The sequence below is a fragment of the Vibrio sp. V38_P2S17PM301 genome, assembly GCF_009904845.1.
GTDB lineage: Bacteria > Pseudomonadota > Gammaproteobacteria > Enterobacterales > Vibrionaceae > Vibrio > Vibrio proteolyticus.
Genome location: NZ_WXWO01000024.1, coordinates 1 through 23,434, shown reverse-complemented (window position 1 = coordinate 23,434; position 23,434 = coordinate 1). Strand labels below are relative to the sequence as shown.

At 48.6% G+C, this 23,434-nt stretch carries 19 protein-coding genes, 1 pseudogene and 1 riboswitch; of the genes and pseudogenes, 8 read left to right on the top strand and 12 right to left on the bottom strand.

Translation table 11 applies throughout. The annotated features are described in order from the left end of the window. Positions 1 to 150 precede the first annotated feature (150 nt). Positions 151 to 1,782 carry a glycoside hydrolase family 32 protein gene (locus tag CAG64_RS04965; protein WP_161448493.1) on the top strand — a complete coding sequence of 544 codons (1,632 nt, stop codon included), beginning with the start codon at positions 151 to 153 and terminating at the stop codon, positions 1,780 to 1,782. Between the two features lie 79 nt (positions 1,783 to 1,861). On the opposite strand, the pseudogene CAG64_RS04960 reads toward CAG64_RS04965, so the two are convergent. The 4 genes and pseudogenes from CAG64_RS04960 to CAG64_RS04945 all read right to left on the bottom strand — a co-directional run bounded on the left by CAG64_RS04960 (position 1,862) and on the right by CAG64_RS04945 (position 6,812). Further along, positions 1,862 to 2,626 (bottom strand): annotated as a pseudogene (locus CAG64_RS04960) (EAL domain-containing protein). Between the two features lie 125 nt (positions 2,627 to 2,751). After that, the gene (locus CAG64_RS04955; RefSeq protein WP_161448490.1) at positions 2,752 to 4,140 is read right to left on the bottom strand and encodes a carbohydrate porin; all 1,389 of its coding nucleotides are present in this window, start codon (positions 4,138 to 4,140) and stop codon (positions 2,752 to 2,754) included. A gap of 306 nt (positions 4,141 to 4,446) precedes the next feature. Beyond that, a complete protein-coding gene (locus CAG64_RS04950; RefSeq protein ID WP_161448488.1) occupies positions 4,447 to 5,370 on the bottom strand; it encodes an aminoimidazole riboside kinase in 924 nt (307 codons plus the stop codon). 359 nt (positions 5,371 to 5,729) lie between these two features. Then, complete coding sequence (locus tag CAG64_RS04945) at positions 5,730 to 6,812, bottom strand: ABC transporter substrate-binding protein (protein WP_161448487.1); 1,083 nt, start codon at positions 6,810 to 6,812, stop codon at positions 5,730 to 5,732. A gap of 205 nt (positions 6,813 to 7,017) precedes the next feature. Here CAG64_RS04945 and CAG64_RS04940 point away from each other — a divergent pair, with 205 nt between their 5' ends. From CAG64_RS04940 to CAG64_RS04925, 4 genes are all read left to right on the top strand, one after another. Continuing rightward, on the top strand, positions 7,018 to 8,073 hold the full coding sequence (locus tag CAG64_RS04940) for a FecCD family ABC transporter permease (protein WP_161448485.1): 1,056 nt from the start codon (positions 7,018 to 7,020) through the stop codon (positions 8,071 to 8,073). Between the two features lie 3 nt (positions 8,074 to 8,076). Beyond that, positions 8,077 to 8,853 (top strand): ABC transporter ATP-binding protein, encoded by a 777-nt coding sequence (locus tag CAG64_RS04935; RefSeq protein ID WP_161448483.1) that lies wholly within the window; start codon positions 8,077 to 8,079, stop codon positions 8,851 to 8,853. Further along, positions 8,854 to 10,086: an MDR family MFS transporter gene (locus tag CAG64_RS04930; RefSeq protein ID WP_161448481.1), complete on the top strand. Its 1,233-nt coding sequence runs from the start codon at positions 8,854 to 8,856 to the stop codon at positions 10,084 to 10,086. It begins immediately after the preceding gene. Between the two features lie 313 nt (positions 10,087 to 10,399). Then, positions 10,400 to 10,729: a hypothetical protein gene (locus CAG64_RS04925; RefSeq protein ID WP_161488909.1), complete on the top strand. Its 330-nt coding sequence runs from the start codon at positions 10,400 to 10,402 to the stop codon at positions 10,727 to 10,729. A 181-nt stretch (positions 10,730 to 10,910) separates the two neighbouring features. On the opposite strand, the gene CAG64_RS04920 is transcribed toward CAG64_RS04925, so the two are convergent. The 3 genes from CAG64_RS04920 to CAG64_RS04910 are packed head-to-tail and all read right to left on the bottom strand — an operon-like array spanning position 10,911 to position 13,463. Next, a complete protein-coding gene (locus tag CAG64_RS04920; RefSeq protein ID WP_161451534.1) occupies positions 10,911 to 11,039 on the bottom strand; it encodes a DUF2474 domain-containing protein in 129 nt (42 codons plus the stop codon). A gap of 21 nt (positions 11,040 to 11,060) precedes the next feature. Then, entirely contained in the window at positions 11,061 to 12,068 is a 1,008-nt protein-coding gene (gene cydB / locus CAG64_RS04915) for a cytochrome d ubiquinol oxidase subunit II (RefSeq protein ID WP_161488910.1), read from the bottom strand. A 30-nt stretch (positions 12,069 to 12,098) separates the two neighbouring features. After that, positions 12,099 to 13,463 carry a cytochrome ubiquinol oxidase subunit I gene (locus CAG64_RS04910; RefSeq protein WP_161451530.1) on the bottom strand — a complete coding sequence of 455 codons (1,365 nt, stop codon included), beginning with the start codon at positions 13,461 to 13,463 and terminating at the stop codon, positions 12,099 to 12,101. A 153-nt stretch (positions 13,464 to 13,616) separates the two neighbouring features. On the opposite strand from CAG64_RS04910, the gene CAG64_RS04905 reads away from it, so the two are divergent. The 3 genes from CAG64_RS04905 to CAG64_RS04895 all read left to right on the top strand — a co-directional run bounded on the left by CAG64_RS04905 (position 13,617) and on the right by CAG64_RS04895 (position 17,390). Beyond that, the gene (locus CAG64_RS04905; protein ID WP_161488911.1) at positions 13,617 to 15,053 is read left to right on the top strand and encodes an aminotransferase-like domain-containing protein; all 1,437 of its coding nucleotides are present in this window, start codon (positions 13,617 to 13,619) and stop codon (positions 15,051 to 15,053) included. 304 nt (positions 15,054 to 15,357) lie between these two features. After that, positions 15,358 to 16,332: a DUF1852 domain-containing protein gene (locus CAG64_RS04900; RefSeq protein ID WP_021704183.1), complete on the top strand. Its 975-nt coding sequence runs from the start codon at positions 15,358 to 15,360 to the stop codon at positions 16,330 to 16,332. Between the two features lie 29 nt (positions 16,333 to 16,361). Then, a complete protein-coding gene (locus tag CAG64_RS04895; protein ID WP_161488912.1) occupies positions 16,362 to 17,390 on the top strand; it encodes a methionine synthase in 1,029 nt (342 codons plus the stop codon). 94 nt (positions 17,391 to 17,484) lie between these two features. Here the strand turns inward: CAG64_RS04895 and CAG64_RS23595 are convergent, their stop codons facing one another. From CAG64_RS23595 to CAG64_RS04875, 5 genes are all read right to left on the bottom strand, one after another. Next, on the bottom strand, positions 17,485 to 17,676 hold the full coding sequence (locus CAG64_RS23595) for a hypothetical protein (RefSeq protein WP_202599223.1): 192 nt from the start codon (positions 17,674 to 17,676) through the stop codon (positions 17,485 to 17,487). Positions 17,677 to 17,846: 170 nt separating this feature from the next. Then, the gene (locus tag CAG64_RS04890; protein WP_161488913.1) at positions 17,847 to 18,932 is read right to left on the bottom strand and encodes a saccharopine dehydrogenase family protein; all 1,086 of its coding nucleotides are present in this window, start codon (positions 18,930 to 18,932) and stop codon (positions 17,847 to 17,849) included. 30 nt (positions 18,933 to 18,962) lie between these two features. Continuing rightward, positions 18,963 to 19,919 (bottom strand): SDR family oxidoreductase, encoded by a 957-nt coding sequence (locus tag CAG64_RS04885; RefSeq protein ID WP_161488914.1) that lies wholly within the window; start codon positions 19,917 to 19,919, stop codon positions 18,963 to 18,965. A 211-nt stretch (positions 19,920 to 20,130) separates the two neighbouring features. After that, complete coding sequence (locus tag CAG64_RS04880) at positions 20,131 to 20,568, bottom strand: MerR family transcriptional regulator (protein ID WP_161488915.1); 438 nt, start codon at positions 20,566 to 20,568, stop codon at positions 20,131 to 20,133. Positions 20,569 to 20,780: 212 nt separating this feature from the next. Further along, a complete protein-coding gene (locus CAG64_RS04875; RefSeq protein ID WP_161488916.1) occupies positions 20,781 to 23,084 on the bottom strand; it encodes a chitinase in 2,304 nt (767 codons plus the stop codon). An 80-nt stretch (positions 23,085 to 23,164) separates the two neighbouring features. Then, positions 23,165 to 23,250: riboswitch (cyclic di-GMP riboswitch) on the bottom strand. Between the last annotated feature and the right edge of the window lie 184 nt (positions 23,251 to 23,434).

Below are 23,434 nucleotides of genomic sequence, written 5' to 3'. Positions count from 1 at the left end.
ACGCAAATTTTTCTTTGCCCTGTCGCTGGGCTTCTGTGCCCGGCTTCACACTCAATTGGATTTGCCCTCAGTTTATTGCGGAAAAACTTGCCTAATTAGTATTTGTTTTATATTTTGAGAACGTTCCCGAATTTGATGTTAGGTAAGTTCATGTCACTACAGCGACTTATTGATCTCGCGGGCGGGGTCGATAATATTCAACGAATTTTAGCCCCGGTAGGGCGCGTGACGGTAGCGGTGCGAGATGCTGAGCGTGTTCAGCCACTGCCACAAGAAGTGAGTACCGAATCAGTACTGGATGAGTGGCAACTGTGTATGGAGCGTGGTGGTGACATCTCCGATGCTGACCTCGCCGAGCTTGGTCTGACCATCGCCAGTGCGCAGCGTCAGGCCGCTTCAGCGTATTTGCAGCCGACGCCTTGTCCGTATCGCCCACAGTGGCACATTTCACCGCCGCAGGGATTACTCAATGACCCAAACGGCTTTATCTATCACCAAGGCGAGTACCATCTGTTCTATCAGTGGTATCCGTTTGCCTGTGAGCATAAAGATAAATACTGGGTACACCTTAAAAGCCAGGATCTGGTGAACTGGGCGTGGCAGTCCATTGCGTTAACGCCGTCGGACTGGTTCGATAGCCACGGGGTCTTTTCTGGTCATGCTGTCAGTGATGGTGACGATTTGTGGCTGTTCTACACCGGCAACACGCGCCTTGGCCACGACCGTCAGCGCCAGACGATGCAGTGTGTAGCACGCCTGAATGAGCATAATCAGTTTGAAAAATTAGGACCGCAGATCCGCACGTTACCGTCGGGCGTCACGGAACACATTCGTGACCCGAAAGTGGTTCAGCGTCAGGGGCGGTGGCATATGTTGCTTGGCGCGCAGACTCAGGATTTGCAAGGCCGTTTAGCAGTCTACCATTCTACGGATTTGCAGCACTGGCAGTTTGATAAGCTGTATGGCGAAGAGCTGGCGCCTTACGGTTATATGTGGGAATGCCCAGACTGGTTCGAGCTCTCGGGCGAGCAGTTTATGGTGTTTGGTCCGCAAGGAATTCGTGCGGATAACCCGCATCACACCATCGTTCATCAGAACCGTATCTTTCGCATTCATCAGGACGACAACGGTGGCTTTCATTTTCTGCAAGGCTGGCAACTCGATGCGGGATTCGATTTCTATGCCCCGCAATCGATACAAACCGCCGATGGCCGCCGCGTGATGTGCGGCTGGATGGGATTGCCGGACGAGGTTGAACACCCAAGTTGCGACAATGGCTGGATTCATCAGTTTACTGCGCTGCGCGAGCTGAGTTGGAACAACGGCAAAATCATTCAACAACCTATTGCGGAACTGGCGCAATTGCGTGGTGAGACTCGCGCATTGACGCTCAATGAGCAGCCGCTGGATCTTGGCTGCAAAAGCTTCGATCTGGAAGTGACGCTGCCTTGGAGCAGTGAACTGCGTTTACTGCACGATGATGAGCACGCTGTGGTGCTGACACTCGACCGCGAGCAAGGCGTGCTGCGTTTTGACCGAGGCCATACCCAGATTCGCGAGGGCGACACCATTCGTGAGCTGCCACTGACATCAGGTGAAGTGAAGCTACGCGTTCTGGCGGACAACTCATCGCTGGAAATCTTCATCAATGACGGTGAGCAGGTAATGACCGGGCGCGTGTTTACGCCGCCAAACGCGACTCATATTTCGCTGCGTCATGCGGTTGCCAGTGCAGCGTTTGCCCCGCTCAATGCCATGCAGTGGTCATTTGCACCGCGTTAAGCATTACGTTGGTGATTTCACCGAATGCTAAAAAAGCCACCGCAAAGGTGGCTTTTGTCTTTGCAGACTAAGGTAACAATCAACGGATAAAATTCACCGCAGGCAGGCACTCAAAACCGGGTTTGGCAAACAGATAGCCTTGCATCAGCGAAACGCCCGCTTCCTTGAGCCATTGATATTCAGCCAGCGTTTCAATCCCTTAAGCGAGCGGCGTAATATTGAGTTCGGCAAACATCGCCAGACAGTGGCGCACAATGGCTTGGCGCGCGAAATCGCTATCGATGCTGCGTATCAGCGCCATATCGAATTTGACGATGTTGGTTTGAAAGTCAGCCAACAAATTTAACCCCGAATAGCCGGCACCGAAATCGTCAATCGCCGTTCTAAACCCCAGCGACTGATAGTATTCGATAATGCGTTTGACATGACGACTGTCGGCAATTTGCTCGCCTTCGGTGAATTCAAACATAATGTTCTGAGTGGGAAACTGATAAGTTTTCGCCGCCTCCAGGGTAGTGCGAATGCAGCGTTCCGGCTGATAGACCGCATTGGGCAAAAAGTTGATACTCAGTATCCCGTCAATACCCAGCCTTGCGGCAAGAGAAATGGCCTTGATGCGGCATTGCTGGTCAAAGAGGTAGCGATTTTCTTCGGTTACATGCGCTATCACCATGAGAGCAGGCTCATTGTGGAGACCTCGCACCAGTGCTTCGTAGCCAAATACACGTTGCTCCTGACAGTCAATAATAGGCTGAAATGCCATGGTAAAGTCGAAGTCCAACGCACGCTCTGCCGCGCATTGTTGGCAGGCCACTCTTTCGTAATATTCTGATTTTTCGCCCATTTCATCCACCTAATTGTAAACCCAGACTAAAGGTTAGCTGGCTCTTTTCGGCTCTGCAACTGACGGCTTGCTATCTTTAACGCAACAAAAAACCCGGCCGAGGCCGGGTTGATAGAGGCATGGTTTTAGAACCAGGTTTCCATTTGCAGGGCAAAGACGGTTTCGCCGCCACTGCCCATGGTGTTGACATCGCTATCGAGACTGACTGCGTAGTCATCCAGCACGCTGCTCCAGTCAACATAGCTCACCGCCAAGCGAATTTCCGGGCGGTCAAAGAAGCCCGCTGACGTTGCCAGTTTGAAGGTCGGGGCAATCGTCGCTTTGTAGAAGTTGCCTTTGGCCTTATCGACGCTGTTATCCAGATCCATGTACTGGTAAGAACCTTCATACACCATTTCAAAATTTCGGGTCAGCTCCTGCGCGAGGCGAACGTTGACTGAGGCCCATGTAAACTCATCATTGGTTTTGATGCGATCCTGACTGTATTCCGCCATGACGGCAGGGGCGATGCGCCAGTTATCCGCAAAGCGGGTCACGCCATAGCTGAAAAGACGCAGGGCTTTGGCGTCCTCGTTCAGGTCGCCGTTTGAGCCGATGCCTTTCAGTTCTGCTCCAAGGCCTTGACCGACGAGAATCCCGGATTTTGAGAAACCGTCGCTCAGGCCATAGAAACTCTCGCCATGATAGGCAAACAGAGCATGCACACCGCTTTCTGCGCGTTTGCTTGGTGAAGCGCTGTCGGTGTCGCGGCCTTGGTTATCGGACGAAGTCATGCCGCTGACCATCAGTTGGAAGTTGCCAAAACGGTTGTTCATGGTTGCAACGTAGTTTTCGATATCAGTGCTGGAACTGTCGATTTCACCAAAGTCGCGGCCGTAGACAGAGAAGTTGGCTTTCCAGCTGTCGGTAAACTGCACATCGTATATGCCAGCGCCGGTACCAGAGAGAAACACAATGTCAGAGTCAAAAAAGTGGATGTCAAAGTTATCGCGGTCGAAGCGTTTACCTGCCCACAAGGTCGAGTGCTCAAACGCACCGGAGAATGAGCCCAAGTTAGCTAACTCGGCATACACCTGACGCACGTTGAGTTGGCTGTCGTCTGCGGTCCAGTCATTGCTGGTCTCGACGCTGTCAGCCAACATAATGCGAAAGCGGGCGGTCGAGCCGTCATCAAGCGTTCGGTTGTGAATCAGATTGGCTTCAAGATAGTTGTCATCTTCCAGGCCTAGGCGGCCAACTGGTGCCCCCAGCGCGCCAGCGGCGGTCATGTAAGGGCCAGTGCCTGTTGCGCCATTGAGATTGTCGTTGATCAAAAGGCCTGCGCGAGCGTAGCCATGGAACTCAAACGAAGACGCGGATTCTTGCGCCTGCTGCGCGGTTTGCTCAGTTTGTGCTAGGCGTGATTCCAGATCGTTGATACGTGCTTCCAGCGTTGTGATATCGGACTCAGCTCTGGCGACAGAGGCAGGTAAGAGGGCTGCGGCAACAGCCAGCGTTAATGCTTTAGTCTTCATTAGAATGTTTCTCCACATTGGATGATAAATTCGAGAAATTGCAAACGTTCCCAATAAATCACAAAGCAGCGTGGATGCTTGAGCGAAAATTATCAGTTCATGTTTCCTCGGTGTCTGATAACTATCACTCATTACGTTAGGTAGGACTGTAACCAATAAATGGGGAACGATCCCGATTGTTAATTGAAAACTTTTATCCAATTCACGTTCTGGATGGTATTTGTGAGCTGGATGTATGTGCTAAGTTACGTATTCCTGATCATCAAAAAGGCGAGCATAAGGCTCGCCTGAATGGAAGTTTCAGAATTATTCGCTGAGAAATTTGTGTAGCTCTCTTTGGGCGGGGAGTGCCGTCATTGCTCCTTTTTGCGTGGTTGCAAGAGCGCCACAGCCATGGGCTAAATGGACCGCTTTAGTGATAGAATCGCTTGATTGCCATTGCTCACTCTTCGACAGCTGATACAACAAACCTCCCACAAAAGCATCACCAGCACCAGTGGTATCCACGGGTTTCACGACTTTTCCGCTGACCAACATTTGATTAGCTGAGGTGACAACCAGCGCGCCTTTGGCGCCTTGCGTAATGATAAGCAGAGGCAATGACAACTCAGACAAAACTTGCAGTCCTTGCTCAATTGACGTGGTTGTGGTCAGAAACAATAACTCTTCTTCAGAAAATTTTACGACATCGGCTGTAGCCACAGCGCGCATTATCACTTCGATTAGTTCATCAGGGTTGTCCCACACCTCTTCGCGAAGGTTGGGATCAAAACTGACATAACCTCCCGCTTGTTTAATGCGATGAATCGCTTCAAGTGTGCTACTTCGGCTAGGTTCGTTGGCCAGAGCAATAGAGCAGAAGTGTAGCCACTCGTTAGGCTGAAATTCAGGAATATCAGAAGGTTGTAAGAATTGATCAGCGCTGGGCTTGACCATAAAAGTAAAGCTGCGTTCGCCGCTATCATCCAGATCGACGATAACCGTTGAGGTGCGTTGATTGCTGTCCAGAATTAAGTGTCGGCAGTCGACCATTTCGCTAACGAGTGTTTGTTGCATAAGTTTTCCTATGGGATCGTTCCCGACTCGACCGAAAAAAGCGCTGTTGCCGCCAAGACGTGCTATCGCTACTGCTACATTGGCAGGCGCTCCGCCTGGGCATTTAAGGTAGTGCATTTCACCATCAGGAATTAAATCAATGACCGCATCACCAGTTACCCATATCTTGTTCATGTTTTTACTCCACAATTGTCGTTATCCAGTGTAATTCAAAAATAGTAATAAAATGAATCGATTTGAGCGAGCATTAAATTTGTCGATGAGGTGTGTCGGTTGTATAGAATTACAAGGAGCAGCAAGTATTTTAGCGAGACTATTAAGCGCATTAAGAGTATGGAATGAAAGCGATACAAACGCGGGGTTAGGGGTAGGCGAGCCGTTTCTTCAGGCATCTTTAACCGAAACGATACGCTTATTGTGTCGAAAAATAGAACTCGGTGCTTTCACCGAGTAGGTCGTTGAGGAGCGATAGTTCTAATCATACTCGCTCCCGAGTTCCTGAGTCTGTATGCCAGTGTTCTGAGTTATCTTAGCTAAAGTTTGATGGCAAACGTTCCAGAGGGGGTGACTGGCAAATATTTAGCATAAAAATCAAGATACGCTTGTTTAGGGTTCAGGTCACTAAATAGCTCAGGGTACAGCGCTTTAGCATAAAACTGAATCATTGCGCTATCCATGATCGTTCTGGACGCTCCGTGGTATGCCGCATAAATACGATCATTCTGTACAGCGGAAATAGTGGCCCAGCCCAGTCGCTTTTTAAAGTTGGCTAAACGTTCTTTTGCAAGTTCTTGTGCGACACCTTGACCCATTAACATCGAGTCGCTAGAACTGCCGGATTCATAACCCGTAATGACAATAACATCTGGGTTTGAGGCGATGATCTGCTCTGGATTCAGTTTTCCCCACCACTCAACATAAGGGGCAGAAATGTTGTCTCCACCAGCCATGGTGGCTATCGCTCCCCACATATTTTTACCAAATGTGTAGCCGACTTCTTGGACGCCAGCGGCGCCGTATTCGGTATAAACCTTAGGCTTTGCTACGTTTGCGGAGGCTAAACGCTCTTGAATCATTTCAACGTTATGGCGGTAATCATTCGCTATTTGGTCGGCTCTTTCTTTCTGACCGGTAATAACGCCTATAATTTGAGTGCTTTTAACATGACGTTCAAGCGTCTGCGCGTTGTAGTCGACAACCACAACAGGGATACCGGCACTTTCAATGCGTGCGATGTCTTCACCTAATCCATTGTATTGCCATTCTGCCAGTATCAATACGTCTGGCTTTAGGCCGATCACTTTTTCGACAGAGAAAGTATTGGTGTCAATACGGCCAATGTCAGCGATCTTCTGTAAAGAAGGGCGATGTTTGACGTACAGTTCCCAGTTAGCCGAACGTGCCTGCCAGATATACTTAGACATGCCCACAACATTGTCATATGCCTTTTCAGTACCTATTGCCATATAATCTTCCGGATAGAAGCCAACAATCGCTCTTTTCGCGGGAACATCCAGCGTGACTTCTCTCCCCAAGATATCTGTAACAGTGGTGACTTGCCCGAGCGCAGACGCACTAAAAATGAGGGCGGCAATGCTAATTAACTTTTTATACATGAATGAGATCCTTGGATTTATGATGAATATGGTCCATACAGCCAATGCTTAACTTAACGACCAATCATAATTCCTAATTCAATACGTATGCAAATTATTATCATTTCTGTTAATGTGCGTGGTGCAAAAGCAGGGTGTGAACTAGGTTACTGTGGGGCTTAGTCGCAATTATTAACGAATCAATTACATAGTCAGGTAATGTCGGATGCAATCTGCAGCAGTACTACAAGCTATTGAGACACAAAGAAAACATGAGTATAGACGCATCGCGATCCTCATTATGTTCTGCCTAATTTTAATGACATCATTCGTGTTGGATATCATGAGTGGTCCATCTATGCTGGATGCTACGAGTGTCTTGCATGCGCTCTTTCAGTTTGTTGGTTTACCTTTTCAAGTCGATAGTTCGACACAGATTATTGTCACTGATTTACGTCTACCGATTGCACTGATGGCAATCGTTGTTGGGGGAGCCTTGGGTGTCGGTGGAGCAGAGATGCAGACGCTTCTTAACAACAGTATGGCTAGCCCGTACACGTTGGGAATGGCGGCGGCGGCGGGGTTTGGCGCGGCAATTACATTGTATTTTGGCTCGTTGGGCATAGATAGTTACTACGCAGTTCCAATCGGAGCGTTTCTCTGCTGCATGTTATCGGCTTGCTTCTTATTCGCTCTGGCCTCAATGCGTCATATCAGCTCTGGTCAGCTTATCTTAGCGGGTATAGCATTACTGTTTCTTTTCCAGTCTCTACTCTCATTAGTTCAGTTTGTATCGTCACCAGAGCTTAGTCAGCAGATCTTATTTTGGCTTTTTGGGAGTTTATCAAAAGCAACCTGGGGCAACCTGATGATTACTTCTTCGGTGGTAATATTGGGACTCTTATTTTTAATGAAAGACGCATGGAAACTGACGGCGTTACGTTTAGGAGAAGAGCGGGCGAAAAGTGTAGGGGTGAATGTTCGGCAGTTACGTCTTAAAACCCTGTTTATCGTTGCTCTGATGACGGCTACGATAACCAGCTTTGTGGGGATCATCGGTTTTGTGGGGATTGTTGCTCCAAACATTGCGAAAATTTTGGTGGGAGAAGATCAACGCTTTTTCTTACCGCTCTCTTTTTTAATTGGTGCCTTTCTTCTATCTACGGCTTCTGTCCTGTCTAAATTGATTGTGCCCGGAGCTTTGTTTCCTATCGGAATTGTCACTGCAATTATCGGCGTACCGTTTTTCTTCTGGCTCATTATTACCAAGCGGAGTAGTTAATACATGCTAACTGTAGAAAAGATAAATATTCAGCTTGGTTCACTTACTTTAGCTCGCGATATGAGTTTTGATTTAAAACCGGGGCAGATAACCGCGATTCTTGGGCCAAACGGTACGGGAAAAAGTACTCTGTTAAAAACCTTATTTGGTGATGTTAATCTTATCAGTGGTGATATAGCTTATAATGGTAACTTGCTGTCCAATAAGTCGTTGGCACAATGGCGAAGCCAATTTGGTTACATGCCTCAGGATATTAACTTAGACGTCAATTTGACTGTCATTGAAGTCGTTTTGTTAGGTCGATTGGATGCTCTGAGTCTGCGTGTCGATGATAAAACGCTCAATCAAGCACTACAGATTCTCGATAACATAGGGATTTCTCAATTGGCTAACCACAGCGTCAATACCCTCAGCGGCGGTCAATGCCAGATGGTTTTGTTCGCGCAAGCCTTGATGCGAGATCCGGCGATTATGATGTTAGATGAACCTGTCAGTGCGCTCGATTTGCATCATCAGCATATATTGCTGGAACATCTGGTTCGTCAAACTGGTGAAAAGCAATGCATCAGTCTGATGGTGTTACACGACCTCAACCTGGCCGCGCAGTATGCGGATAATCTGCTAGTGCTAAAGCAAGGGGAGTTAATTGCTAGTGGACACCCTAGGCAGATTCTGACGTCAACGTTGGTCGAGGAAGTATACAACGTGGAAGCACAGGTGTTCACCGATGAAAGTGGCGTGCCTTTTGTCCGTACTCAACGCTCAAAAAAGGCCGCTTAAATGAGGTTGCGCCATTTCATTAATGATTGGCGGTTACTATCAGCTGCTGGTCGTGTTCTGGTATTTAACAGTTTTAGTTTTAATCTCGGCTTTTACATGTTGTTGCCCTATCTGGCTGAACATCTTCAGAATCTGGGGTTTGATGGCTGGTACATTGGTTTAATTATTGGCCTGCGTGTACTCAGTCAGCAAGGTTTGTTCTTGGTTGGTGGCACGTTGGGCGATAGGTTCGGCTACAAACGGATGATACTTTGGGGCTGCGCTGTACGTATCGTGGGATTCTTTCTTTTGGGTGTCGGTTCTCACGTTTTCGTTATCATATTGGGCGCTTTCTGTACAGGCTTTGCGGGTGCCCTGTTTACGCCGAGCAGTCAGGCATATTTGTCCTCTGAGTACCCTGATGCCAGTGAGCGTCATAGAGTCTTTGCGTTGCAGAATCTGGCAAAGGAAGCGGGTATGTTAATTGGGCCTCTGATTGGTCTTGCTTTATTTTTTGCGAGTTTTATGTGGGTTGGATTATCCGCCGCTAGCGTGTTTAGCCTTTTGTTTTTGCTTCAGTGGTATTACCTGCCTAGAGATGTTTTGGCTCCTAATCGTACAGACAAGGATAGCTTTTTACGTGATTGGTGGTTGATGCTGAAGAACAAACCATTTCTCAATTTTGTGATGGCCGCGAGCGTATATCAGATTCTGTTTCATCAGCTTTATCTTGCCATTCCCCATCAGGTTAAAACTCAAACGGGCAGTCCTTCCATTATCACTTGGGTATTTATGATATCGTCCTTGATGGGAGTGCTAATGCAATTACCAGTGAGTTACTGGGTAGATAAAACTCTTGGTGTCGCTAAAGGTATGGGAATCGGTATGGCTCTGATGGGAAGTGCCTTTCTAGTTTTGAACATGCGTTTTGAGCCTTGGTTGCCACTACCGTTTGTGTTGTGTGCAATCCTGCTGAGTGGCGGCTCTATGATGGTTTATCCGCTGATCGGTGCCTATGTCCCAAATTTTGCGGAGCCTGAGAAACTGGCGAGCTATTATGGTCTTAATTCTTGTATCGGAGGATTTTTTGCGTTTATCGGAAACTGGTGTGCAGGTTGGCTGCTGGACTTACCCGGCTTTGACGCTGGCTGGTTGTGGTTTACATTCGCCGTACTTGGAGCCGTTTCTGGGTTTAGCTTGTTTTTTCAGGTTAGGAAATGGCAGACGTTAAGTGCTAAGTGTAGTTATATGTAGATGCGTACACATATTTTGATCATGCTCTCTAACCAATCATCCCAGTGCCCCCCAGTTTTGCTATTTGAATCTGGGGGGATGTGATAGGTATTAAGACTTAAAACCTGCAGCCGTCATCAACGCCTAATTTTACTTCGGATCTGACGCGCGATCTTTTATGCATGAGATCTCGAGGTGACGGATTTGTCCCTGATCGTTAATATAGAACATTGGCAATGTTTTGTTGATATTGTAAACAACTTGTTTCTTTCTTGTTTTTTTAAAATGATGAACCAAACTAAAGCTCATATAGAGAAAGCAAGAGATTTCATATATGAAGAGGCCTAGACGATTTATCAAGCAGTTATTTTTCATAGGACTTTTATCTGTTTTAGGGGCACCTTATGTTCAAATACACGCAAGCACGATTACATTTTCTGGCTCGGTAATTGAACCAGGTTGTATGCTGCAGCAGGAAGGAATACGTTGTTATGAACCTGCAATAAAAGACTATCAACTTACCTACCTGCCTTTTAAAGATATAAGCGCAAAGATGTCTGTTGGCGAAAAAGTGTATATTTCTTCTCCCTCTTTGAAAATAAACTGGGTTGAAGTACACCGTCTGAGTGAAAAAAGCGTGATTGTTTCTGCAAACTTCCTCTAGTGGACTATTTTTCTCCTCCTTAGCACTATGAGAGGATGTTTACCGTTTTCCACTACGTTTGTACAACTTGCCAGAATCGAACTCGTTCTATATTAACAAAAGAGTGTCAAAGTTGTGTGGCACAAGATCAATCTGAGCCGTTCCAGTTTCTCTATTCGAAACTTGAGTAGGTTATTGGGGTTTACGACTTAAAACCTGCAGCCGTCATCATCAGGCGGAATAGTGCAGACACAATGCCCAGTGCGGCAACGCTTGCCACCCAAATCCCAATCATCCAAGCCCATTGGCTAAAGCATATCTTCATTTTCATTCAAGGTCCTTTACGAGTTGTTCAGTGGTACGCTTCGCCTTCTTTTACCTTCCCAGCAAATACGTAGTAACTCCAGAAGGTGTAAGCCAGAATGACCGGGATAATGATCATGGCTCCGACCAGCATAAAGCTCTGACTGCTGGCGGGTGAAGCAGCATCCCAGATAGAAATACCAGGTGGAACAATATTCGGCCAGATACTGATGCCAAGCCCCGCGAATCCGAGGATAACGATGATTAATGCCATCATAAACGGGCTGCGCTCTTTGCGTTTTCTCACCGAATCGGCAATTTTTAAACATACCAGTCCGGTCAGCACAGGGACGGGAATCAGATAGTATAAGTTTGGCAACGAGAACCAGCGTTGGGCAATGGACGGATACGCCAGTGGCGTCCAGACGCTTACGATGACCAATGCGGATATCATCGCCATTAACGTTGTGTTGGTGAAGCCAAACATGCGCTTCTGAAGCTCGCCTTCTGTTTTCATGATCAACCAAGTACTTCCCAAAAGCGCGTAAGTGGCGAGCAAGCCAAATCCACAAAAGATCGGGAAGGGTGCCATCCAGTCCAGTTGTCCTCCGACAAACACACGTTGTTCCACATCAAAGCCCTGAATCACAGCACCAACCACAATGCCTTGGAAAAACGTAGTCAGAATCGATCCAGCCATAAAAGATCGGTCCCAGAACTTAAGGTGGTTTTCCAAGGCTTTAAAGCGAAATTCAAAAGCGACACCACGGAAAATCAACGCGATCAACATCAGCGTTAAAGGAATGGTTAACGCTTCAATAATGATGGCGTACGCGAGCGGAAAAGCGCCAAACAGAGACGCGCCTCCCAACACAATCCAGGTTTCATTGCCATCCCAGACAGGAGCCACACTGTTGACCATGACGTCTTTTTGTTGCTCGTTTTTGACGAAAGGCATCAGTATGCCAATCCCTAAGTCGAATCCGTCCATGATGATGTACATCAGGGTTGCGAAAACGATGATCGCAAACCAAATCACGGATAAATCAAAATGCATATTCTTTACCTTTACTTTTCTCTGGCGACGCTAAATGCGACCTGAAACCGTGGCCATGTCATGCTCATCGTGCTCTATGACGTCAGGGCCTTTCTTGATCTGGTGGATCATGTAGTAGTAGCCGAAGCCAAATACCATGCTGTAGACAACCAGAAAACACAGCAGACTGATGCTCATCTGTAAGTCGCCATGGGACGACACGGCATCACGCGTTTTTTGTACCCCATACACGACCCACGGCTGACGGCCAACTTCGGTGGTGAACCAGCCGGCGAGTATCGCAACCAGACCTGAAGGCCCCATCATTAATGAGAATTTGAGGAACCCGTTTGAGGTATAAAGGGTGTGTTTTTTGCGTAACCACATGCTGTAGAGCCCTTGAAATATCATCAACAGGCCAAGCCCGACCATGATTCTGAAAGACCAAAACACGATTGGAGAGTTTGGTCGTTCGTCTACAGGGAACTCTTTCAGTGCCGGGATGGGGTCAGTCAGACTGTGACGGAGGATCAGACTGCCCAAGAGTGGAATTTCGATGGCGTAGTCTGTTCTTTCTGCGGCCATGTTTGGCATGCCAAATAGAATGAGCGGAGTCGCTTCTCCATCACTGTTGTCCCAGTGCCCTTCGATGGCGGCGATTTTGGCAGGTTGGTGCTCTAAGGTGTTGAGTCCATGCAGATCGCCGATAACAGCCTGAAGCGGGGCCAGTAGCACAAGCACACTCAGTGACATAGAAAACATCTTCTTTACGGCAGAAGAGCGGTTACCTTTTAGCAGGTGCCATGCGGCGGCGGCGGCAACAAACAGCGCTGAACTGACAAACGCGGCAACGCTCATATGGGCTAAACGGTATGGAAATGAAGGATTGAAAACGATGGCAAACCAGTCGACCGGCACTGCGCGTCCGTCAATGATTTCGTGGCCTTGAGGAGTTTGCATCCAACTGTTGGATGCGAGGATCCAGAAGGTTGAAATGATGGTGCCCAGTGCAACCATCGAGGTCGCGAAAAAGTGCAGTTTCTCACCCACACGATGCCACCCAAACAGCATTACGCCGAGAAAGCCAGCTTCGAGAAAAAAGGCGGTTAAGACTTCGTAAGTTAATAGTGGCCCGGTGATGGAACCGGCAAAATCAGAGAAGCCACTCCAGTTGGTACCGAATTGATAGGCCATCACCAGTCCTGAAACCACCCCCATGCCGAAGTTCACAGCAAAAATCTTCGACCAGAAGTGGTAGAGCTTTTGATAATCCGGATCCCGGGTTTTTAGCCACAGCCCTTCAAGGACAGCCAGGTAAGTGGCCAAGCCTATGGTGATGGCGGGGAAAATAATATGAAAGGAGACGGTAAAGGCAAACTGTATCCTTGCCAGCATGAATGCATCTAGGCCAAACATGAAACTTCCTTTGGGCTTATAAGTGTAATGAATGGGCCATTTTAAAAGGTGATAAGTCAAGGAGGTAGATACAGAGCTTTACGATAAATCTATAACAGATGGTTTTGTTAAGTGTTATGATTTTGTGCTGAACGTTGTGATGGAGAGTGGGTGTTGGCGAAGTATCAAGAACTGGTTGATCAGCTTAAGAGGCAGATACAGTCCGGGATCTGGAGCGCCGGAGATAAGCTTCCGTCTTTGCGTCGACAATCCGAACACTCAGGTTTGAGTTTAATGACCGTATTGCACGCGTATCAATTACTTGAGTCACAAGGTTGGGTCGTCTCACAACCTCGCTCTGGTTACCGGGTCGCACCGAATGTGCAAAGGACAGATGAAAACCATGTCCCTGCTGCACTCTCGTGGACGGAGCAGGTTGATATCAACGGGTTTATATTTGACGTGTTGCAAGCCAGCAAGAATCCGGCGATGACCAACTTCGGCTTCGCGTATCCTGACCCCGGTTTATACCCGCGTTACCATGTCAATCGGGCCATGAGCGCAGCCGCTCGGCACATGCCAATTTCCGCCACGTTTGATAACTTACCTCCGGGTAATGAGCAGCTACGCACCATTATTGCCCAGCGTTACAGCGCAAAAGGGATAGAGATTTCACCAGATGAAATTGTCATTACCGCAGGCGCATTAGAAGCATTAACACTCAGCCTGCAAGTGTGTACCAGGCCAGGAGGCTGGGTTGTGGTGGAGTCCCCAGCTTTCTACGGGGCTTTGCAAACGCTAGAACGGTTAGGGCTAAAAGCCCTTTCGATAAGAACAGATCCCATCACGGGGATAGATTTGGATTCGTTGGAACGTGCGCTGCAAACCCACGATGTGAAAGCGTGCTGGCTGATGTCGAATTTTCAGAATCCGCTGGGGGTGACGCTCTGCAATGAGAAGAAGCAAGCGCTGGTTGAGCTTGTTCAGCGCTATAATGTGCCAGTGATTGAAGACGATGTATACAGTGAGTTGTACGTTGGGAATGATTCGGTGAGTCCGCTCAGAATGTATGATAATACGGGCAACACCCTGCTGTGCTCATCGTTTTCCAAGTCACTGATTGCGGGGCTGCGTATTGGTTGGGTGGCGGCAGGAAAACGAGCACTGGATGTCCAAAAGCTGCAGTTAATGAGTACGCTCGCAACCAGCACTCCGATTCAGATGACGCTGGTGCATTATCTGACCAGTCGCAACTACGAATCGCATCTTAAACAGCTGCGTAAAAAATTGTTCGAACGTAAAAGCAAGATGACGGAGCTGCTTCGAACGTTACTGCCGGACAGCGTCACCATTATCAGTCAGCGCGGCGGGTATTTTGTGTGGCTGGAGCTCCCGCCCCATATCGATGCTTTGCCGATATACAAGCAAGCGTTAAAAGAAAACATCAGTATCGCACCAGGAAAAATGTTCAGCCTGACGGAGCAATATAACCATTGCCTTCGCCTAAACGCATCATTTGAACTTACTCCTAAAAACACGCACGCATTGAGCACCCTGGCAACACTCATCGTGGAGCATGTCTCCGGACAACCAGTCCCCCCAAACGCCTAAAGCGATGTCGTGACATCCATGTCCCGACTTACGCTGCATATGGAGCGAACTTTCAAGTTCCTCCTGCCAATCATGAATGTTTTTCATGTTCAATGTGAAACAAAACCAATGTTATTCAATCAGTGAAGCACGTATAAGTAAAAGACTGCTCTGGCGTTAAGCCGCGTTACGGCCGCTTCTGCGTAGGCGATGGACCATAAATGCAGCCAGGCTAACGATTGGGAATATCAAAAAACAGAACTATCCCATAACAAGAATCAGATACCCGTCAGCGTTTATCTAAGGAAATAGGATACAACTCACTATGAAGAACGATTTCACCTTTGCTATTAAGAGCATTTGCTTTGATGAGCATTATCAGCCATCAGACAGCACGCGTATCACGACGAATTTCGCCAATTTGGCGCGAGGAAATTACCGCCAGGAGAACTTACGCAATGCACTGCGAATGATCGACAATCGTTTCAATGCGTTGGCTCATTGGGATAACCCAAATGGTGACCGTTATTCTGTCGAGCTAGAGATCATCTCGGTGGATATGGATATCCAAGGCAGTGGTGAAACTTTCCCATCAATTGAAGTACTGAAAACCAACATCGTTGATCACAAGACCGACGAGCGCATAGAAGGCATTGTCGGGAACAACTTCTCTTCTTATGTACGTGATTATGACTTTAGTGTGCTGTTACTGGACCACAACAAGAACCAGCCTCAGTTCAGTATTCCAGATAACTTTGGCGATTTGCACGGAAAACTGTTCAAGTCTTTCGTCAATTCAGAATCGTACAAACAGCATTTCAAAAAGCCTCCTGTGATCTGTCTGAGTGTGTCGGACAATAAAGTTTATCGTCGCACCGACAATCAGCACCCGGTGTTGGGTTTTGAATATCAGCCCAACGAGTCGTCGTTGACCGAGCAGTATTTCAAGAAAATGGGCCTGCAGGTTCGCTATTTTATGCCACCGAACAGCGTGGCTCCGCTGGCGTTTTACTTCGTGGGTGACCTGCTCAATGATTATTCCAACCTGGAGCTAATCAGCACCATTAGCACTATGGAGACGTTCCAAAAGATTTATCGCCCAGAGATCTACAATGCCAATGCGGTGGCCGGTAACTGTTACCAGCCAAACTTAAAGAACCAGGACCACTCATTAACTCAAATCGTGTATGACCGTGAAGAGCGCAGCCAACTTGCGATTGAACAAGGCAAATTTGCCGAGGAGTATTTTATCAAACCTTATCAATCGCTCCTTGAACAATGGTCTGCAAATTACGCGTAACCGATAACAAAAACCTGGACGAAATGACGATGAAAAAACTATTACCGACTTCTACGGCAGGAAGCTTACCTAAACCTTCTTGGCTGGCTGAACCTGAGACACTGTGGTCACCTTGGAAGCTGCAAGGCGAAGAATTGATTGATGGCAAACGCGATGCTTTGCGCGTCTCTTTGCAAGAACAGCAGCGGGCCGGGGTGGATATCGTTAGTGACGGTGAGCAAACCCGCCAGCACTTTGTGACCACGTTTATTGAACACCTAAGCGGCGTGGATTTTGAAAACCGTCAAACGGTGAAGATCCGCGACCGTTATGAGGCGAGCGTACCCACCGTCGTTGGCCCGGTCAGCCGCACAAAACCCGTGTTTGTCGAAGATGCGAAGTTCTTGCGCCAGCAAACTCTGCAGCCTATCAAATGGGCGCTGCCTGGCCCGATGACCATGATCGATACACTTTACGATGCTCACTACGGCAGTCGCGAAAAGCTGGCTTGGGAGTTTGCCAAGATCCTTAATCAAGAAGCCAAAGAGTTAGAAGCCGCGGGGGTGGATATCATCCAATTCGACGAGCCCGCTTTTAACGTTTTCTTTGATGACGTCAATGAGTGGGGGATTGCGTGTTTAGAGCGCGCAATCGAAGGACTGAAGTGTGAAACAGCGGTGCATATTTGCTATGGCTACGGCATTAAAGCCAACACCGATTGGAAAAAGACGCTTGGTTCAGAGTGGCGGCAGTATGAAGAAGTGTTCCCGAAACTGCAGAAGTCGAATATCGACATCATATCGCTTGAATGTCATAACTCGCGAGTACCTATCGAACTGCTGGAGTTGATTCGCGGCAAGAAGGTGATGGTGGGTGCGATTGACGTGGCGAGCAATGATATCGAAACACCGGAGGAAGTCGCGAACACATTGCGAGAAGCATTGAAGTACGTTGATGCGGACAAGCTTTACCCTTGTACTAACTGTGGTATGGCTCCGTTGTCCCGCGAAGTGTCCACCGCCAAGCTTGACGCTTTAAGCGCGGGGGCCGAAATCGTACGGCGAGAGCTTTCCGCCTAACTGCGCTGAGATACACCCGGAAATGAAGAAAAAACCAAGAACTTGTGTCTTGGTTTTTTAAATAGACGCCTGAAGGTAATCTACTTGGCTGTTATTATTTCTTTGACGGTAAAAAGCCTTGCCCCGCACCTGGCGTGACCCGGTTCGCGCGTACTTCATTTTCATAAGCAATGGACGTTTTTGGGAAAAAGTTACCCGCGTCTGCGTTGGAATTATTGGCAGGGGTCGGCTTTAACTCATTTTCATGAGCGACCGACCCTTTAGGGAAGATGCTGTTACTACTCATTGCGCGTTCCGTTTTGACTTAACATGAATGTGAATGCTAGCGGCAATACACAATTTATAACGACTGAATCTCTATGCAAATTTACTGAAATGAGTGCATTGTGATGAGTGTCTCATCGTTACGTCTGATTATTTACTCTTGTCATTTTTATCCATCGGTGAGACTGTCGGTCATGACGTTCCAATCTTAATTTCCCCGGAGCCGGGTAGCTGATTGACCAACGATTTCCCCATTAACTTGGAGGGAGTGTAGCTGCCACCAGCAGGACGGTGCTGCATCAGATACGTCACCACAGCAAGTGCGCCTGTAACGGTCAGGCTGTAGCCGTTTGCTGTTTGGATTCGTGCGGTTTTCCGTTCACCCTTAGCGTTGGTCACTTCTCCCCAGACATAGGTGGGCAGTTGCGCACGCTGTTGCTCGTTCGGTCCTGTGACGGTCTTTTCAATTCGTGCTTTAATCAGAGCCTGAAGCCAGCGCCAACCAAGGAGAGGGCGAACAAAATTGGCTTTTTTAACGTTACGGATCAGGCGTGGTGAGCCTGGGATAAAGACGTTTATATTGGGGATCTCAGTGCTGTAGTAAGCGGTCGATACATCACCCCAGGGAATGGTCATGGCAAGCTTCTCACCGTCGCCAAAATCAATCCGGCGGACTTCATAAGCCAGTGGAACGGTCACGATATCGCCCTGACGACGAATCTTCCCGCCCTGGGCCAGGCCTTCGACCGAGGTTTTGGCCGTACCCGGAGAAAAGCCAGAGCGGGAATCAAACCCCAACGACAAATAGGTGGCATCTGGCATAGCTTCTTTGAGCGCCGCTGCAAGGCAGTCGGTTGGAATAACATCAAAACCGACGCCCGGGCAAAGAACCACATTGGCATGCTGAGCTTGCGAGTTCAGGCGCTGCGCCAACTCGAATACGGCGATTTCACCAGTAATATCGAGATAGTGTGCACCCGCGTCAAGGCAGGCCCGCATCATCGGATGCGCCGTCGATGAGAATGGACCAGCGCAGTTTAACACCAGCGACACTCCACTTAATTGTTGCGCTGCGGTGTCGGAGTCATCCAGGCCAAAAGTCAGGGCGGTTAATCCCAACTCATTCGCCAAACGTTGTGTTTTTTGTTTGTCTCTTCCCCCCAGCAAGGGGCGCAATCCTTGCCGAACCGCTTCACGTGCAATCAGTTCACCGGTATAACCGTAAGCACCGTAAATCAGCCAACGGGCGTGTTGAAGGTCGGGTTTTGCTTGTGTCATGGTTATTGCTCCTGCAAGTTGTGACGGGGATTAGGCTTGCTTTGGTTCGGCGTTTTGCTTTTGTTGTCGCTCACGGAGGATATGCTTTAGCCCTTGTTCAAAGCGTGTAAACTGAAACTCTGGAAAACGAGCTTTAAATTTATCGGAGACAAAAATATTGTCCTCACCATAACGGGGCAGGAGTTCGGCCGCGTCTCGAACGGTACGGTTGAACAGACCAGCCAACCTTAATTGCCAGTGTTTGATGACCCGGTAAGTCGGTTGAGCGCCGAACGTCTCTGCGGCCAGAGAAATAAATTGTTTGTACGTCAATCGATTATCATCGCAAGGTAAGTGCCAGGTTTGGCCGTATGCGTCAGGCGTATTACCGATCAGAGCCATTGCCCGACAGGCATCCGGGGTATAAATCAGGCTGCGTTTGACATCGTCACGCAGAAACACTTTGGCCGGTTTGGCGTTCAACAATGGCTCTATGATCGTGGTGTTGGTGAAGCTCTGGGTTTTTCCCGGGCCATAAAATTCCGGAGCTCGACAGATCACTGCGGTCAGAGAGCCGCGATTCATTGCGTCGAGTAACATCTCGGTAATTTGAGCCCGGACTTTACCTTTTTCGCCGTTTGGGGCAAACCTTGCGTCTTCACGTTGCGGTTCGCTGGTTTGCGGGTACATGTAAGTGTTGTCAAAATAAACCAGCTTCGCACCAGCCGTTTCGCAAGCTGCGATCACGTTCCGCATCAGGACTGGCCACTGATCAACCCACAATTGCGTGTCCATCGGGAGCCCTGCGGTCAGATACACAATCTCTGAACCTTCGACCGCTCGCAGTGTTTGGACCGGATCAAGCAGGTCGGCTTGAAAAAGCTCATCGCTCTCATTCACTTTTTGAGGTCGTCGGCTCACCAAGCGAATATCCTGGGTAAATTCGCGTTTAAGGCTGTTCGCCAGCTCGCGACCAATTTGCCCGTTTGCACCGAGTATGGTTTGCATGATGTCATTCTCCCGAGTGGTCACTGTATCTGCTAGCGAGCATCCTAAGGTTAAAGTTATGTTTAAGGTTAAGCAAAATTGTAACGGTCCATTGTGTGGGTAAGTAAAGCTTTATCTCAGCCTGAGTGCAAAGAAGCGAGTGCCTTGTTCACGGGCGAGAGCAAATCGATGGGAAACGGGAATGACTGAACGAATTCGATAAACCGGCAGGTTACTGGCTTTTATCGTCGTCCTGATGCGGCAAAATATTCCAACCAAACTGAGACATAACCCGCTTGGCATTGGTTGCACAGTCCATGTCCTCGGGCTTGGCCTCGACTTCCCGCAATATCTCCAGTAACCGCGCTTTGCTCGTCGCGATTTTGCGTTCAATGTCTTCCAGATCTTTGACCTTTTGTTGCAGTGTAGTCAGTAGTTGATGATGATCCCATTGTGACAAATCGGCGGGCAACAGTGCGCGCAGTTCATCCAGGGTAAACCCGGCTTGCTGCCCGCTGGTGATCATATTGAGCACCATGATCGCTTCAGGCGGATAAGTGCGGTAACCATTACCGGTGCGTTTCACGGTGGTCAACAGGCCAATTTTTTCGTAGAAGCGAATGCGTGATGGCGTCAAGCCCGTTTGCTGCGCGAGTTCCCCAATTTTCATTGTTGTGTTTCCCGGTCTGTGGACGATTTGCTGCGTCGCGATGATGATGGACCCGCTAGACAGTATGGCGTGGGCAGACCAATGGTCAACGTTTTCTTGGTTTGGATGACACCGGATTCGGCCCCGAGGTGAAAAATCCGGTATCGCGTGCACGATACCGGATGGGACGGAGAGTCAGACATCACTGCCAGCTGGCAAAGTGACGCACAAAATCACGGCTTAATAAATTTCAGAAAGGCCTCTGAATATTGCCATGATTCACTTTGGAACGGCACGCCGTCTTTGGCACTTGAGCAGGTGGCTGACGCCCAGGCATCATTGCACGAATGGTCACGGTTGATGGACCAGAAGGATAGGTATTTGAGGTTCTTCTCTTTGGACCAGGTTGCCAGACGCTCGGCTTGCTGAAGGGATATCGAATCGACGGTCAGATCGTTCAGGCCTTGCATCGGTATCATACCGAGTTTTTGATACAGCGCTTGTTCGTCGAGTTCCGGGTAGAGCACGGCCATTTTATCTTTCAAAAACTCGACGGTCAGAATCGCCAGCTCTGCTGTGTCGTCAACGTAAGTGTCGTGATACCACTGACCAAAGCTCATGGTCATCGGGTTGACGCTGTCGATATTGATGCCGGCTTTGGCAGCAGGGACAACCACTTCATCAAACCCACGGATGATATCTGGCGCTGCCGCCAGGGTGAAACTCACTTTCAGTTGCGGGTAATCGGCCTGCAAACGTGTCAGTGCACCAACCATACGTGCCATTGCCGCAGCATCGTTTTCGCGGCCCATTTCTACATCAAAATCGAGGTGATACACCTGATATGTATCGATGACTTTTTTGTATTCGGCATAAAGCAAGTCTTCCGTCGCACAGGCTTGTGACAGGTAACGTCCGTTCGCACCACCAAAGGAGATGATCACGTCTCCACCGGCCGCGCGCAGATCGTCTATCTGTTTCTTGCCCCATTGTTGTGAAACTTTCATGTCGGGTTGGCCTCCCCACAGCGCTTCGCAGACGTCTGGGTTCCACTCGCTGCCGAGCACAAAGGCAAGAGTAAAGTGTTTGTTGCCGGATTGATTAGCCAAGTCCACCAGGCTTTCCATTCCACCATTAGCCCAGTCAGCATTGATGCTGGTGTCTTTGTATGGGGCCAGAATGTTGGCTTGGTCGTCCGTTTGTTCGACAAACTGCACGGTCGCGATACCCGCTTCACTGATCACCAGTGAAGTGGTGGCCAACAGGTAGCGTTTACCATCAACTTCAACAACAGGAGCGGATACGGTGTAGTTGCCTGGACGCAACAGATCAAAGCGTTCTGGACCGCCGCTTTGTAGCGGGTGCTGATAGATATCCTGCTCACTGTGGACCAAAGTCAAAGTTGTGCTCTGGTTGACCGGTAATCCCTGAAGCTGAATGTACGTTTCGATAAAATTGGCGGTATCGACGGGCTGAGTAGTTTCAGTCACATCTGGCGATGCGATCTGATCTTTATCGGCCACAAATTCAAAGGATTGCTCGCCATTCATCAACAGTGTGTGCTGGAGGTTGTTGAGCCGGTAACCGGTTAGTTCTGCGTGGTAAGCCGTCGCGTGTGCCAGGCTGTCTACCAGCGTTTCACGGCCGTAAGGGGCCTGATAATAGCTTTGTTCACCAGAGCTGGCGTTTGTCATGGTTAGGGTTGTGCTATCCACCAGATCGTTTGCAGGGAGTGTCAAACGGAAGCTGGCCGGGTAGATGGCTTCGCCATACCCCCAACTCAACTTAGCTTGGTGGTTCTCATCGGTGAGTGTCTGCTCCTGACGAGCGGGTTTGGCTGGGTAAGCTCCCACCGGGTTGACATCGAGGATGTAGGCACCGTAAGTGAGTGCGTCGACTGTGGTAGACGATTGCCAGTCGAGCGAGAAAGATTGCTGGTATCCGTTGGGGCCAGATAATGTTGCAGTGGCCTTTTGGTCGGTGACGTCACTTCCGGGGGCGGTAGGGGCCGTGAGTGTGATTTGGCCATCGCCAGTTTCAACGCCATCAAGAAAAACTTTGACGTCCTGAATGGTCTCTGGGGTGGCATTGACGCCCAAGCCGAATTGCAGCGAGATCGCTCCGCCGACGGCCAACATGCTGTTGATCCAACTGTCGTCTGAGTACGTGGTGGTAACCTGAATGAGGAACTTGCCCTCGGCAGTGGGTGTAGAGTTGACCGCTATGTTGTTCGGATAACTGATGCCGCCGAAATTCCCCCACACGGAAGTGACGTCTTGTGGAGAGACAAATGTGACAACCATGCCGTCGATGTCAGCATCCTGTGCCAATGTATTGGTGATTTTAATCGATAGATTTGACCAGTTAGCCGAGGCACTGTCGACGATGACCTCCGTCTGCACCGGTGCCGGTTGTGGCGCTTGAGTTTGACTCTGCTGGACGACGATCAATTCGCTGGCCAGTGCGGAAACGGGCAGGAATGCCCCGGTTATCGCAAGCGTTGTGCCTGCAACAAACAGATAGGTGTTTTGTTTCATGGTATTTACCTTCGTTTATTAAAAAACGAGCAGTAAGTGCAACAATCCTATTTGGTTTACGCGTAGTGAAACCAGATATTTGTGGTAACCCCGCTACCTTAGAAATATATTCCTTAGGCCGGAAGCTTTGCGTCCCTGTTTTTCAACAGGTTTGCCGTTGACACAAACAACCCGGAGATATCTTTGTCTGGTTTAACCGTAAATAAAAACCGGATAATGAAATAATGTGACGGTAATTCAATAAAAATGCACTAATAATATATTAAACAATAACTTTAAATGTGCTTTTTCAATAAGGCAGTTGGAATTATTTTTCTCTTGAATACTTTGGTCGGTATTAAAGTAATTAC

What these genes read in the sequence shown, in the direction of transcription:
- CAG64_RS04965 (WP_161448493.1), top strand. Translation starts at nt 151, where the DNA reads ATGTCACTACAGCGACTTATTGATCTCGCGGGCGGGGTCGATAATATT.
- CAG64_RS04955 (WP_161448490.1), bottom strand. Translation starts at nt 4,140, where the DNA reads ATGAAGACTAAAGCATTAACGCTGGCTGTTGCCGCAGCCCTCTTACCT.
- CAG64_RS04950 (WP_161448488.1), bottom strand. Translation starts at nt 5,370, where the DNA reads ATGAACAAGATATGGGTAACTGGTGATGCGGTCATTGATTTAATTCCT.
- CAG64_RS04945 (WP_161448487.1), bottom strand. Translation starts at nt 6,812, where the DNA reads ATGTATAAAAAGTTAATTAGCATTGCCGCCCTCATTTTTAGTGCGTCT.
- CAG64_RS04940 (WP_161448485.1), top strand. Translation starts at nt 7,018, where the DNA reads ATGCAATCTGCAGCAGTACTACAAGCTATTGAGACACAAAGAAAACAT.
- CAG64_RS04935 (WP_161448483.1), top strand. Translation starts at nt 8,077, where the DNA reads ATGCTAACTGTAGAAAAGATAAATATTCAGCTTGGTTCACTTACTTTA.
- CAG64_RS04930 (WP_161448481.1), top strand. Translation starts at nt 8,854, where the DNA reads ATGAGGTTGCGCCATTTCATTAATGATTGGCGGTTACTATCAGCTGCT.
- CAG64_RS04925 (WP_161488909.1), top strand. Translation starts at nt 10,400, where the DNA reads ATGAAGAGGCCTAGACGATTTATCAAGCAGTTATTTTTCATAGGACTT.
- CAG64_RS04920 (WP_161451534.1), bottom strand. Translation starts at nt 11,039, where the DNA reads ATGAAAATGAAGATATGCTTTAGCCAATGGGCTTGGATGATTGGGATT.
- cydB (WP_161488910.1), bottom strand. Translation starts at nt 12,068, where the DNA reads ATGCATTTTGATTTATCCGTGATTTGGTTTGCGATCATCGTTTTCGCA.
- CAG64_RS04910 (WP_161451530.1), bottom strand. Translation starts at nt 13,463, where the DNA reads ATGTTTGGCCTAGATGCATTCATGCTGGCAAGGATACAGTTTGCCTTT.
- CAG64_RS04900 (WP_021704183.1), top strand. Translation starts at nt 15,358, where the DNA reads ATGAAGAACGATTTCACCTTTGCTATTAAGAGCATTTGCTTTGATGAG.
- CAG64_RS04895 (WP_161488912.1), top strand. Translation starts at nt 16,362, where the DNA reads ATGAAAAAACTATTACCGACTTCTACGGCAGGAAGCTTACCTAAACCT.
- CAG64_RS23595 (WP_202599223.1), bottom strand. Translation starts at nt 17,676, where the DNA reads ATGAGTAGTAACAGCATCTTCCCTAAAGGGTCGGTCGCTCATGAAAAT.
- CAG64_RS04890 (WP_161488913.1), bottom strand. Translation starts at nt 18,932, where the DNA reads ATGACACAAGCAAAACCCGACCTTCAACACGCCCGTTGGCTGATTTAC.
- CAG64_RS04885 (WP_161488914.1), bottom strand. Translation starts at nt 19,919, where the DNA reads ATGCAAACCATACTCGGTGCAAACGGGCAAATTGGTCGCGAGCTGGCG.
- CAG64_RS04880 (WP_161488915.1), bottom strand. Translation starts at nt 20,568, where the DNA reads ATGAAAATTGGGGAACTCGCGCAGCAAACGGGCTTGACGCCATCACGC.
- CAG64_RS04875 (WP_161488916.1), bottom strand. Translation starts at nt 23,084, where the DNA reads ATGAAACAAAACACCTATCTGTTTGTTGCAGGCACAACGCTTGCGATA.